This window comes from Limnothrix redekei LRLZ20PSL1 (assembly GCF_043235035.1).
Lineage (GTDB): Bacteria > Cyanobacteriota > Cyanobacteriia > CACIAM-69d > CACIAM-69d > CACIAM-69d.
The window spans coordinates 70,439-82,750 of the sequence record NZ_JAZAQF010000029.1 but is presented as its reverse complement, the minus strand read 5'-3'; the positions used below and the strand labels follow the sequence as shown (position 1 = coordinate 82,750).

Sequence of the window (12,312 nt, the reverse complement as noted above, 5' to 3'; positions counted from 1 at the left end):
TCCTAGGTTCTCGGATCCGTTTTCCAAAGCACCATAAAAGCGCCACTGCTATTGGTCAGCTTCACCAGGCTGAAAAAGAAAGTAATCCCACCGGTATTTTTAGCCATGAACAATTTGGATCCGCCGTAGTTGGGATCCATTTCCGTGACTTCAAATCCCAGTTTTTGCGATAGGGTTGGCTCAATGTAATCCAAATAAGCAGCACTGGCAGACATTTGAGGAATCGCCAACGAGGCAAAGGCCCCGCGATCGACCAAAATTTGGCCATCGGCTCCCACAAAATCCCCATAAATTCCCTCAGGAATAGTTTCAGGAATACTGGCCATAAATTCCTGAAGCGTGGTCTCATCATTGGTGCCACTTTCCAGCAATTTAGCCAGGATTTCTTTGCTTAATTCATCCACCAATCCCTTGCCGCTGCCGGTGCTGTCGCCATCCGCCTGATTCGCAGGGGGCGTGTTGACCGGTGGCGTATTGGCTAAGGGATCTTCGCCTTGGGGATCGGGTTTGGGGGTGGGTTCGGGCTTTTCGGTGGGGGTGGGTTTGGCTGGTTCCGTGGGCTTGGGTTTGGGTTTTGGCGGCGTGGCTACCAACGCGGGCGATCGCCTGGGGGGCGCGGCTTTAGGCTTTTGGGGTTTGGGTTTTGGGGGTTTGGGCTTGGCGTTTTTGGGTTTTTGAGGCTTCGGTTTTGGGGGGGCGGCGCTCAATTGGGAAACCTTAATCACTTCCTTGGGGGGCTGTTTTTCGGTTTCAGTGCGATCGGGTGTGGGCAACATCAAAACCACCACATGCAGCCCGATCGCCACAAACAGCAATGGCCGATTGCAAAGGTTCAGCAGATAAGGAATCGATCGCTGAATCTGTTTCCACTGGTTGGCAGCCCAGGGTAAGGAGTCAAGTTTAAAGTTCAGCATTGGTGAAGAACCCATGGGAGGCGATCGTCCAAGCGAGTAATGGCAACAGGTTTAAATCGCAATCAAAGTCAAGGTCAAAAGCAAAAGTAAAAGCAAAAGCGACAACAATCAAAATTCGCAACAATCAAAATTCACAACAATCAAAATTCACAACAATTAAAGTCAGCAACTGGTCTATAAATGGTTCAAATTTTGAAATTTCTTAGCCAACGCTACCTGACAAATAGGATTGGGTAAGTGGATCTTGTGGTTCAGCAAAGAGCTTTGTGGTTCTTTGAAACTCTACGAGTTTTCCCAAATACATAAAAGCGGCATAGTCTGAAAATCGTGCCGCCTGCTGCAAGCTATGGGTCACAATTAAAATCGTGACTTGAGCTTTCAGTTGCCGCATTAATTCTTCAATATGGGCCGTGGACATTGGATCTAACGCAGAAGTTGGCTCATCAAATAATACTAAATCGGGGTTTGTTACAAGGGCACGAGCAATGCAAAGCCGCTGTTGTTGACCACCGGAAAGATTAAAAGCTGGTTCCTTTAAGCGATCTTTCACCTCATGCCAGAGGGCGGCTGATTTGAGAGCAGCTTCCACCTTTTCATCCAAGTCCGATCGCTGAGTGCGCCCCTGAACCCGTAAGCCATAGGCTACATTTTCATAAACCGATTTTGGAAAAGGATTTGGTTTTTGAAAAACCATCCCAATTCGCATTCGCACTTCGATCGGGTCAATAGCGGGACTGAGAATATTGTGTCGCTGATCTAAGAGAATTTCGCCCCGATAGCGATTGTTAGGATATAGGTCATGCATTCGGTTAAAACACCGCAGCAAGGTTGTTTTACCGCACCCCGAAGGCCCCATGAGGGCCGTAATTTGCCGATCGGGAATCGCAAGGTTGATATCTTTTAGCACCTGGGACTGGCCGTAGTAGAAATCCAGCGATCGTACTTCGGCCTTAATGGGGAATTGGCTATCAAATCGATGCATATTTCGTGAGTCACTGGTTACCATTTGATTCCTTGACGCAGACGATAGCGTAGATAAATTGCAAAGCCATTCATCAGCAAAGTCATGGTCATTAGCACTGTGCCTGCCGCTGCCGCGTTGACCTGAAATTCAGGATTGGGCCGAGAAACCCAGTTGAACATTTGGATCGGCATCACGGTGAAGGGAGAATTCAACCATTCCCAGGACACAAAAGGTGGTTTGCCTTGAAAAGGAGACTCAGGCAAAAAGGCAATAAAGGTTAAAGCACCAATCGTAATCAAGCTGGAGGTTTCACCAATCGCTCGCGATAAACCAATGATGGTTCCCGTCAAGATGCCCCCGATCGAGTAGGGCAAAACATGGTGCCAAATCACTTGCCATTGGGTGGCTCCCACCGCATAGGCCGCCTCGCGAATCATTTGCGGAATTGATCGCAAGGACTCTCGCGTGGTCACAATTACGATCGGCAAAATCAACAGCGCCAATGTGCAACCAGCCGTTAAAACGCTACGCCCAAACTTGAACTCATAGACAAACACGCCCAAGGCCAAAAGTCCGTAAATAATGGAGGGAACTCCAGCCAAATTGGTAACGTTCACCTCAATCAGTTCTGAAAGCCAATTTTTGCGAGCATATTCTTCCAAATAAATGCCCGCTGCCACCCCGATCGGCACTGCCACAATGGCAGTAACTGAAATCACCAACAAACTGCCAACCCAGGCGGCTAAAATACCGGCGCGTTCTGGCCGGCGGCTGGCAAAAGCCGTGAAAAACTCCCAGGTACTGAGCCTTGGCCAGCCACTCATGCCCATATGAATAATCAAGGCTGCCAGGGTGAACAGTGCCACCAAGATTGCCACCAAACCCATCACCATAAAGCCCAGGTTCAGCAGCTTGCGTTGATGGAGTTGATGACCCAGTTGTGGTGTAATTAGGTCTGAAAACTTGGCAGCTAACATCAGTAACGCTCGCGATAACGTTTTGTCAGTAAGTGACCAATAATGTTCAGGATGAGGGTTAAAAGAACCAGCGTTAATCCTGCGGCAAAAATGGTTTGATATTGCAAAGTGCCATGGGGCAAATCGCCCATGCTGACCTGCACAATGTAGGCCGTGATGGTGGCAGCCTGCTCAAAGGGATTGAAGGTGAGGGTGGGTTGTAACCCAGCCGCGATCGTCACGATCATGGTTTCCCCCAACGCGCGGGATGTGCCCAAAATATAAGCGGACATAATCCCAGAAATGGCCGACGGAAACACCACTTTCAACGCCGTTTGTAGCTTGGTTGCCCCCATGGCATAGGATCCCTCGCGCAGGGTATTGGGCACGGCTTGCATGGCATCTTCGCTGATGGAACTAACCAGCGGAATAATGGCTAGCCCCATGACTGCGCCTGCGCTGATCATGTTGAAACCGGGGAGCCAAGGAAGCACCTGTTGCAATAGGGGCGTGACCACCAATAGAGCAAAGTAGCCATAAACAACGCTAGGCACACCGGCTAATAATTCCAGCAGCGGTTTTAGGATTTCGCGCACCGTGGCGGGTGCAAATTCACTGGAATAAATGGCGATCGCAGTGCCAAAGGGAATGGCAATGAGCAAGGCCACAAAGGTGGTCGTTAAGGTTCCGGACAACAGCGGCCAAATGCCATATTTGGGATCGCCAAAAAGGGGAGTCCAGCGGGTTCCAGTAATGAATTCCCAAAGGGAAACTTGCTGAAAAAACTGTAGGGATTCACCCACCAAAACGTAAAGAATGCCGATGAGGGTGGCGATCGAAGAGAGGGCCGCCAGCAACAGCAACAGTTCGATCGCCCGTTCAGTCCAGCGCTGTCGATCGCGCGATCGCCGCCAAGGGTTGAGGGGAGTTGAATCTCGCAAAGCCATAGGTCTTGATATCAAACGAGCAAGCGATCGACCCCATTGGCAGACCGCTTGCCCCAGTTCACTCAGTTTGATTGGCTCAAGCGCCGGGCCACCGTCGCGATCAAGCAATAATCCCAAGGGGGTCTCGATCGATCCACCGTTGCCCCGCGCCGCCTGCTGTATGGACTACAGGCCCGCCCGCAGCGGCTTGCGGCCCACTTCCCGTTGGCTCAAGCGCTGGGTTGCCGCCCGGTAATCCGCATCCGGCAGCGGCACGTAGTCCACTTCCCGCACCAGACGAGTCGCATTCTTCAGGTAAAACTCCGAAAACTCCCGCACCTCGGGGCGATCGAGAGCCGACTTCTTCACGTAGATGTAGATTGGGCGCGACAGCGGCGTATAGGTTCCATCATTCACCGCCCCCACCGTCGGCATCACAGCGCCCTTGCCCGAGTCAATGGCCACCGCCTTCACGCGGCTCTTGTTCAGGTCATAGTAGGCAAAGCCGAAATAGCCCAAGGCATTTTGATCGCGCGAAACACCTTGCACCAGCACGTTGTCATCTTCGCTGGGCGTGTAGTCCGTGCGGCTCTTGGTGTCCTTGCCCAAAATCACTTCATTGAAATAGTCAAACGTGCCCGAATCTGCCCCGGGGCCAAACAGCGTGAACTTCACATCCGGCCAGCCAGGACGAATTTGGCTCCACTTCGTAATTTTGCCTTCAGCAGCCCCTTCCCACATGGCCTTCAATTCTGCGGTGGTCATGCTGGCGGCCCAAGTGTTGCGGGGGTTCACCACCACTGTCAGCGCATCGTAGGCAACTGGCAACTCCACGTACTCAATTCCCTTGGCGGCGCAAGCCTGTTGCTCGCTTTCCTTAATCGGCCGCGATGCGTTGCTGATATCCAATTCACCGTTGCAGAACTTCTTGAACCCGCCGCCGGTTCCCGAAATCCCAACCGTCACCCGCACAGCTCCCCGCTTGGAAGCTTGGAACTCTTCGGCCACCGCTTCCGTAATGGGGAACACCGTGCTCGACCCATCAATGGCGATCGTGTTGTTCTGGGACTGAGCGGCTTGGGTACCCCAGTTCGTAACAATTGCCAGCGCTGCCACTGCTCCGGCCAAAATCGCGCTCCGACGACGCAACTTCGTAGAGATCATAAACACTTCACTCCAGCACAAAGATTGATTACGAACACCAGCAACCCATCCCGAGACCCAGCCCGCAGCCGTCAGTCAATGTTCAAGCTCTCGCCCAATAGCGGAACCTTAAAGCCATTGGCTATTGAGGCTACTGGCTAGGGCCTTGGCCGCACTCAATCAGTGCGGAATCGATGCATTATTCGTGTGATGCCAACAAAGCATCTACATTGCCTTGGATTGGCTTGCGATTCATTGAAAATTTGCTGGCAATTGAATCACCGACTAAACATTTGTCTGTCTGAAGTGGGTGATCAGAGACAAGCAAACTTCAAGGAGTTGTTAAAAAATTCCGGCTTAGCAGCCTCATTATTTCGGAAATCGGTTATTGGAAGTCTGCTATTGAATTAAGAATGAGTTAAAGAAAAATTAAAATTATTCTGATTCACTATGAACCCCTAACAAAGTGATCAAGAATCGCGCATTTTGCGTCTTATTCAAAGATTTAATTATACTTAAACTTTTCTTAATTCAAACAAGATTGACTTTAGGCAGGAGCAATCAAAAACAGCTTTGGACGCTTAAATGGATTGACAGAGGTGCTCAATTAGCCCTCAATATTCGCATTCAAGGCTAAAACTCTACACGGAAAGATAGAACCGCCTAAGGTAGCAGCAATTCACAGGCGACTATCGACGCAGATTTAGGACAAAGCGGATTTAAGGTTTTTTCAGGGTTTTTCTAAAAAAGTCGAGTGCTGCTAAAGTTTCTATTTAGTTCTTAGCAAGCACGTTAGAACATATTCTAGTTTTTCTAAAAGAAATATTTTAGAAAAAACAGAAAACTCTTTCTAAGAATTTTCAGAGAAATTGTCAGCGAATTTAACGAATCAATATAACCGCATTTGTGAAATTGGGATCAACTCTGATTATTTTTATTTTCTGATTTCTTGATTTTTTATTTTCTGATTTTTCTTGTTCTGTTTTCTTCCATTAATTTATGAGTTCATCAGTGAATTGATTGATCTGTGAATCAACGACCGAATGAACTGATGAATGATTGATATTTTCTGATATTTTGTGATTGATTACGGACTCTGCCATTGTACTGAACCGATCAGGCGATGGTTTTGAGTTAAGGGTGCGATCGAACCTTGCAGCTACCCAGGGATCGGTTAGGACATTGATCGACTGACCAATGGGATTCTTGGGGCTGGTGGGGGCGATCGAGCGGGATCAATGGGAATCGGCAACGCTAGGTATCACAACGCTTTTGGGTTTTAGGGCGGCCATGTCTCAGGTTTTTGATTTGCTGGTGAAAGGGGGACCGGTCATGTGGCCCCTGCTGGGAATGTCGATCGCGACGGTGGCCGTGACCCTGGAACGGGCGGTGTTTTGGGTGCGGTTAATGGCCCAGGAAGATCGCATTGTTCATGACGTATTGGCGGCAGCAAAGTATAGCCTGCAGGATGCGGCGATCACGGCTCGCGAGGCCCAAACTCTCCCGATCGGGCGATTTTTGTTGGCTCCCTTAATGTTGAAACAACCCACCCCAGAAACGTTTAATTTGGCGCTGGAAACGGCCGCCGAACGAGAGTTCGTGAAAATGCGACGGGGCGATAAATTGCTGGAGACGATTGTGGCCGTTGCTCCCCTGCTGGGATTGCTGGGAACGGTGACGGGGCTAATTGCCACCTTCAATAACTTGAATATTGGTGGCGGCGGCGACACCAAGGCCGCCACGGCCGCCGCTGCGGGGATCGGTGAAGCCCTGTTGACCACGGCCTTTGGCATGATTGTGGCGATTATGGCTTTGGTGGTGTTTCGGGTGTTGGTGGTGCTGCAATCTCAGCAAATTGACTATTTCACCGAGGTGGGCAGTCGTTTGGAGTTGATCTATCGCCAGGTTTGGTATGAACCCCTGTTCCCCACGCCGGACTTGCCCAGCGGTGGCGGTCGATCGCCCGGTGGAGAACGCCCAACCCATGGGTTCGACCCCTTGCCCTATGCCGATCGCCCGCCGTCGTTGGTGGATTAGGAGTGGATTAGGACAGGAGACCAGGCCCCATGCGACCCAAGACCCGATCGGCCAATCAGCTTCCGGAAATCAACCTCGTGCCGATGATGGACGTGTTGATGACGGTGCTCACTTTCTTTATTTTGGTGTCGATGACCCTGACGGGGGCGCAGATGCCCAACGTGCAGTTGCCCAAGGCCAAAACCTCAGCGGCGGCGACGGTTCCTAAGGATCCGCTGCTGGTGGGGCTAGACCAAAAAAAACAGATTTTGCTGAATGACAAACCGGTGACCCCGGCGGAACTGGACCAAGCCGTGGCGGACTATTTTGCCAAACAGCCAGATGGGATGGTGGTGTTGAAGGCCGATCGCACCTTGCCGTTTCGATCAATTGAAGAGGTCTTAACGCTCCTGAAAGCCGTGGGAGGCGATCGGGTCGGTCTTTCCTTCGAGCAGGGTTAATCAACGGTTAGTCCGGTTGGTTTTTTCGGCCGTTGCCTGCCGCTGCCCCGTCCCTTTGGCGCTCATGCCCCCCTCAACCGGAGTGGATCCTCAACCATGCGATCGCGCAATCGACAGACTCACCACAAGCCCCCGGAAGTCAACCTTGTGCCGATGCTGGACGTGTTGATGACGGTGCTCACCTTTTTCATCATTTTGTCCATGGTGTTGGGCAGCCAAAACAGCCTGGAGGTGAACCTGCCCGCCAGCGGTGAGGATGCGCCTGCGGAACCCGACCAGGGGCCACCGCCACCGCCCTTGTTGATTAAGCTGGATCGCCAGGGGCAAACGGTGGTGCTCGATCGCGCCATCCCCAAGGATCAACTCAAGGCAGATATTCAGAACTACCTCAAGAATCCCAAGGGTGTGGTGTTGATTCAGCCCGATCGCAACTTGCCCTACGAAAAGGTGTTGCAGTTGGTCAGTGAGCTGCGGGCCGCCGGCCCCGATCGGGTCACCCTGGCGATCGGGGAAGAGTGGGCGACTCCTGCGGAGAATGCCCCGGAGAGCGAGGCCGCATCGAATGCGGAAGCGGCCGCCCCGGCGGAAGATGCCACCAACGATGCCACCAACAACGAAGCCGCCGAGGCAGAAACAGCCCCAGCGGCTCCGATCCCCGGCCGAGTGCTCTCGGATGTGCCGGACGTAACGAACGATTAGGGGAATCGGCCCCTAACGCCGGGCCCCCAAGAACGAGGGCGTGAGGTTCAGGTTTTCGGGCCCCCAGGTGGGAAACCAATTGGCCAGCAGCCGTTGATAGAGCCAAGCGCCCCCCACCCGCATCACGATCGAGGGATGAAACAGGGCTTGGGGAGAGAGGATCATGTGCTGGATTTTCCAGACGATCTCATGGATGTCCTTGTGGGCATCGGTGAGATGCAAAACTCGCTCCAGGTAAGCTTGCATCAAGCGTGTGGGGCGATCGGGTCGCGGCCCTTCGGTGGCGGGCCAACGCAGATCTTCCCCCGTGGCCATCAACCAAGGCAACTGAATCACTCGGGCCAACTCTTGCCGAAACAGGTGGGTAAATTGCCCCCAATTTAGGCCCAGTTCCGATTGTGCTCGATCGAGACAATCGCCCAAGGTCACCGCGCCGAGTGCGGCCCCGGTCATCCCCTGGCCATAGATTGGGTTGAAGGTGCAAACCGCATCCCCCAACAGGGCCAGCCCGATCGGGAACGTGGCCAACTGTTCGTAATGTCGCCAGCGATTGGCCGTGCCCCGATAGAGCTTGATGTCTGAAATCGGTTGCGCCGAGGCGATCGCCCGCGCAATGGCCGGATCCCGCAAGCTGCGGACAAAGGCCAGAAACCCTTCCTCGTCGGCCGGGGGATAGTCGCCATTGGTTCCCGAAACCGTCACCACCCAGCGGTTACCCTCCACCGGATAGAGCACCCCGGCGCGGGGTTGGTGGGGCGGCTTGGCCCACAGCAAAATCGATTTCCAGGTGTTTTCCGGATCCTGAGCCATCTGGGCTAAGTAATCGGCGGGCATTTGATACCAACGGCTGGCATAACCCAACTTGGCATCAATCGTCACTTCCGGAACGGAGCCGTAGCCCAACTGTTGCAACCAGCGGGGCATTTGGGAATTGCGCCCCATGGCATCCACCACCAATTGGGCCCCCAAGAGGGTTTCCGTGGCCAGGCTGCTCACCAGGTTTTGGGCAGAGTTCCCTTCCAGGCGCACTCCCGTGACCCGATCGCCCGCCACCACTAGCCCTTGAACCGCAACCCCCGACATAAAGATCACGTTGGGAATGGCCTGTAACCGTCGCCGCACCAGGTTTTCCAGGAGCGATCGGCTGCTGGTGCGGGTCACCAAATCCGATGAAACCCGTGGATTCCAACTGCCGAGACCCATCATGGCGCAGTCTGCTGTCCAGTTAACCTCCACTGCTCCGGACGTGGCCAAATCATTGGCGAATCCAGGAAAGAGCGATTCCAAAATCTGCTGTCCCCGAGCCAACAGCACATGCACATGATCAGCCTGGGGCGTGCCGGGACGGCGATTGCACCAGGTTTCGTCCGGGGTTTCGGGTCGCTCCCAGGGGGTGGGCAGGGGATCTCGTTCCAAAACCAAGACGGTTTGGAAGCGATCGGCCAAAACTCGGGCGGCCAACAGACCCGCCAAACTTCCTCCGAGGACAATGGCGCGATCGGGCTGCGAGTGGGTGGCCGCCGCCTGATCCATCACCGGATTCATCCACAATTGGCTATGGGCTGTAATCGATCGAAGAGTAGACAACAGCATCGGACGCACTCGCAGGGTGTAAAGCAGCGTTGCAATACACTTCGCAAAATCAAGTGCCCAATCCGGAGTTTCTCTGCTGTTCAGCCAATCCACCAACCGGAATGCGCATCTGATCAACTGCGGTATTAAAATCGGCCTAGACCCGCCATGCAAACCATGCAAACCCTGTCTCCTTCGCCTGCCCCGCTCGCTTTTCGATCGAGCCGTCCCGTTGTGGCCGCCATCGACATCGGCACAAACTCCATTCACATGGCGATTGTGCGGGTGGATCCCAGTTTGCCCGCCTTCGACATCATTTCCCGCGAGAAAAGTACGGTGCGGTTGGGTGAGCGAGATCCCAAAACCGGTGATTTGACAGAGGCAGCCATGAGCCGGGCGATCGCCGCCCTGCAACGGTGCTATGACCTGGCCCTGAGCCTGCAAGTGGATGAAGTGATTGCCGTGGCCACCAGTGCCGTGCGGGAAGCTCCCAACGGCCGGGACTTTTTGCGACGGGTGGCACGGGATGTGGGCATGAAGGTGAATGCGATCGCCGGGCCCGAAGAAGCCCGCCGCATTTATCTGGGGGTGTTGTCAGCCATGGAGTTGGATGGCAAGCCCCACGCCATCATCGACATTGGCGGTGGCTCCACGGAGTTGATTTTGGGGGATGGGCGTGAACCCCTTTACCTCAGCAGCACCAAGGTGGGGGCTGTGCGGCTCACCACGGAATTTGTCCGCACCGACCCGATCACAGACACGGATTACGAGGCGCTGCGGGCCTATGCCCGGGGCATGTTGGAACGGGCGGTGGAAGAATTGCATGGGGAACTGGTCAAACATCCCCTCGCGGCTCAACTGACCCTGGTGGGCACGTCGGGCACGGCGGAATGCTTGGCGGCCATCCATGCGGCGGACACCACGGGCTATGTTCCCTCCCCGTTGCAGGGCTGTGAGTTACCGTTGGCGGCCCTGCGAGAATGGGTTGATCGACTGCGCCGCATGGACATTGAGGAGCGATCGACCCTGCCGGCAATGAGCGATCGGCGGGCGGAAATTATCCTGGCCGGAGCCGTGGTGTTGCAAGAAGCCATGGATCTGTTGGGAGTCGATCGACTGGTGGTGTGCGAGCGATCGCTCCGGGAAGGCGTAATCGTTGACTGGATGTTGCAGCACCAACTGATTGACGATCGCCTGCGGTTCCAAAGCTCCGTGAGAGAACGCAGCGTTCTGGCGTTGGCCAAAAAATATCAGGTGAACCTGCCTTCCGCCGAGCATGTGGCCGCCATGGCCCTCACCCTGTTTGACCAAACCCAAGGCCTATTGCACAACTGGGATGACAATAGCCGCGAGCTGCTGTGGGCCGCCGCCATCCTGCACCAATGTGGCCATCACGTGGGCCATGATGCTCACCACAAACACGCCTATTACCTGATCCGCCACGGACAACTGCTGGGCTACACGGAAACGGAAATTGAAGTGATTGCCAACCTGGCCCGCTACCACCGCAAGAGCGCTCCCAAAAAACGACACGAGGGCTATCAGGCCCTGGCTGGCAAGCGCTATCGGCAAATGGTGGACGAGCTGAGCGCCATTTTGCGCCTGGCCGCAGCCCTCGATCGCCGTCAAATTCAAGCGGTGCGGCGGGTGCAATGCCAGTTTCGGCCCCCCAGTCGCGAATTTCGATTGTTGTTGGAACCGGCTGATCGCCACGATGACTGCGCGATCGAGCGGTGGAGTCTGGACTGTGAATGTCCCATTTTCGAGACCCAATTCAGCGTGGATCTGGTGACGATCATGGAACCCAGCGGTTGCTAGCCTTGGGGCCGCGGAAAGCCATCTAACCGACCAACCGCAAAAACCAACAATCAAACCCTAAAACGCAAATCCCTCGGGATCCGGCAACGGCGGCCCCAAATCATCCTCACCATCCACCGGGGCATTATTCTCGCCGGCCCCCTCGCCACTGGCCAGCATCGTTTCCTCCGCCGCCAACTTCTCCGCCAACGGCACGGATAACGCATCCTTGTAGCGCAAGCTGGAATCCGTTTCCTCTGGAATCGGCATGGCTTGGAGCTGGGCGATCAAATCGGCCGGGGCTGAATTCACTGTTTGGGAGCTGTAGCAGATAAAGAAATCAAACGAAAAGCCCCCCAACCGCAGTCGATCACCATCCCGCAACCGGTGGCGGCCCCGCACCAGCCGACCGTTAATAAAAGAGCCGTTGGTGCTGCCCAGATCCACCAAATAAAAACCCCGGCGCGGAATGTATTGAATCACTGCGTGACGACGGGAGAGGCGCTGATCGGGAATCGGCAATGCCGCTTGGGGATCGCGCCCCATCATCCAAATCATTTGATATTGCAGCAGGGATTGGCTTTTGCCGTTAATTAGGTTGGAAATCAGATAGGCCTGCTGACCGCGCACAATGCCCTGGACATAACGGCTACTGCGGAGATGTTCACCCACCTGTTGCTGATCCGCATCCAGCAGCTCATCAAAAAAGTCGCGATGGTTGTTGTAAAGCTTTAGAAACAGCTCATAGGCTTGCTCTCGATGCTCGTCAGCATCGATCGGGGGGCGATCGGGAGTGCGAGGATCGACAGCGCGGGGGTTCATAGGGGCAGGATGTTAAAACGCAATCAACCGCGAAGAGCAGAG

The 12,312-nt window shown here is 54.3% G+C and carries 11 protein-coding genes; 4 read left to right on the top strand and 7 right to left on the bottom strand.

The features are described from left to right. Positions 1-2 precede the first annotated feature (2 nt). From VPK24_RS06050 to VPK24_RS06030, 5 genes are all read right to left on the bottom strand, one after another. The gene (locus VPK24_RS06050) at positions 3-914 is read right to left on the bottom strand and encodes a hypothetical protein (protein ID WP_393011314.1); all 912 of its coding nucleotides are present in this window, start codon (positions 912-914) and stop codon (positions 3-5) included. Between the two features lie 202 nt (positions 915-1,116). Next, positions 1,117-1,896, bottom strand: a complete 780-nt coding sequence (gene pstB, locus VPK24_RS06045; RefSeq protein WP_393011312.1) for a phosphate ABC transporter ATP-binding protein PstB — start codon at positions 1,894-1,896, stop codon at positions 1,117-1,119. A gap of 17 nt (positions 1,897-1,913) precedes the next feature. Beyond that, a complete protein-coding gene (pstA, locus tag VPK24_RS06040; protein ID WP_393011310.1) occupies positions 1,914-2,855 on the bottom strand; it encodes a phosphate ABC transporter permease PstA in 942 nt (313 codons plus the stop codon). After that, positions 2,855-3,781: a phosphate ABC transporter permease subunit PstC gene (pstC, locus tag VPK24_RS06035; protein WP_393011308.1), complete on the bottom strand. Its 927-nt coding sequence runs from the start codon at positions 3,779-3,781 to the stop codon at positions 2,855-2,857. The genes pstA and pstC overlap by 1 nt, the downstream gene beginning before the upstream one ends. Before the next feature lie 165 nt (positions 3,782-3,946). Next, positions 3,947-4,924 carry a PstS family phosphate ABC transporter substrate-binding protein gene (locus VPK24_RS06030; RefSeq protein WP_393011306.1) on the bottom strand — a complete coding sequence of 326 codons (978 nt, stop codon included), beginning with the start codon at positions 4,922-4,924 and terminating at the stop codon, positions 3,947-3,949. 1,269 nt (positions 4,925-6,193) lie between these two features. On the opposite strand from VPK24_RS06030, the gene VPK24_RS06025 reads away from it, so the two are divergent. The 3 genes from VPK24_RS06025 (at position 6,194) to VPK24_RS06015 (ending at position 8,079) form a co-directional block, all read left to right on the top strand. Beyond that, positions 6,194-6,940 carry a MotA/TolQ/ExbB proton channel family protein gene (locus tag VPK24_RS06025; RefSeq protein ID WP_393011304.1) on the top strand — a complete coding sequence of 249 codons (747 nt, stop codon included), beginning with the start codon at positions 6,194-6,196 and terminating at the stop codon, positions 6,938-6,940. A 29-nt stretch (positions 6,941-6,969) separates the two neighbouring features. Then, a complete protein-coding gene (locus tag VPK24_RS06020; RefSeq protein ID WP_393011302.1) occupies positions 6,970-7,380 on the top strand; it encodes an ExbD/TolR family protein in 411 nt (136 codons plus the stop codon). Positions 7,381-7,476: 96 nt separating this feature from the next. Then, positions 7,477-8,079, top strand: a complete 603-nt coding sequence (locus VPK24_RS06015) for an ExbD/TolR family protein (RefSeq protein WP_393011300.1) — start codon at positions 7,477-7,479, stop codon at positions 8,077-8,079. A 12-nt stretch (positions 8,080-8,091) separates the two neighbouring features. On the opposite strand, the gene VPK24_RS06010 is transcribed toward VPK24_RS06015, so the two are convergent. Further along, positions 8,092-9,672 (bottom strand): FAD-dependent oxidoreductase, encoded by a 1,581-nt coding sequence (locus tag VPK24_RS06010; protein ID WP_393011298.1) that lies wholly within the window; start codon positions 9,670-9,672, stop codon positions 8,092-8,094. 156 nt (positions 9,673-9,828) lie between these two features. On the opposite strand from VPK24_RS06010, the gene VPK24_RS06005 reads away from it, so the two are divergent. Then, positions 9,829-11,469 (top strand): Ppx/GppA phosphatase family protein, encoded by a 1,641-nt coding sequence (locus VPK24_RS06005; RefSeq protein ID WP_393011390.1) that lies wholly within the window; start codon positions 9,829-9,831, stop codon positions 11,467-11,469. 57 nt (positions 11,470-11,526) lie between these two features. Here the strand turns inward: VPK24_RS06005 and VPK24_RS06000 are convergent, their stop codons facing one another. Beyond that, the gene (locus VPK24_RS06000; protein WP_393011296.1) at positions 11,527-12,270 is read right to left on the bottom strand and encodes an FHA domain-containing protein; all 744 of its coding nucleotides are present in this window, start codon (positions 12,268-12,270) and stop codon (positions 11,527-11,529) included. Positions 12,271-12,312: the final 42 nt, after the last annotated feature.

Coding starts and splice junctions, on each gene's coding strand:
- VPK24_RS06050 (WP_393011314.1), bottom strand. CDS start 914: ATGCTGAACTTTAAACTTGACTCCTTACCCTGGGCTGCCAACCAGTGG.
- pstB (WP_393011312.1), bottom strand. CDS start 1,896: ATGCATCGATTTGATAGCCAATTCCCCATTAAGGCCGAAGTACGATCG.
- pstA (WP_393011310.1), bottom strand. CDS start 2,855: ATGTTAGCTGCCAAGTTTTCAGACCTAATTACACCACAACTGGGTCAT.
- pstC (WP_393011308.1), bottom strand. CDS start 3,781: ATGGCTTTGCGAGATTCAACTCCCCTCAACCCTTGGCGGCGATCGCGC.
- VPK24_RS06030 (WP_393011306.1), bottom strand. CDS start 4,924: ATGATCTCTACGAAGTTGCGTCGTCGGAGCGCGATTTTGGCCGGAGCA.
- VPK24_RS06025 (WP_393011304.1), top strand. CDS start 6,194: ATGTCTCAGGTTTTTGATTTGCTGGTGAAAGGGGGACCGGTCATGTGG.
- VPK24_RS06020 (WP_393011302.1), top strand. CDS start 6,970: ATGCGACCCAAGACCCGATCGGCCAATCAGCTTCCGGAAATCAACCTC.
- VPK24_RS06015 (WP_393011300.1), top strand. CDS start 7,477: ATGCGATCGCGCAATCGACAGACTCACCACAAGCCCCCGGAAGTCAAC.
- VPK24_RS06010 (WP_393011298.1), bottom strand. CDS start 9,672: ATGCTGTTGTCTACTCTTCGATCGATTACAGCCCATAGCCAATTGTGG.
- VPK24_RS06005 (WP_393011390.1), top strand. CDS start 9,829: ATGCAAACCCTGTCTCCTTCGCCTGCCCCGCTCGCTTTTCGATCGAGC.
- VPK24_RS06000 (WP_393011296.1), bottom strand. CDS start 12,270: ATGAACCCCCGCGCTGTCGATCCTCGCACTCCCGATCGCCCCCCGATC.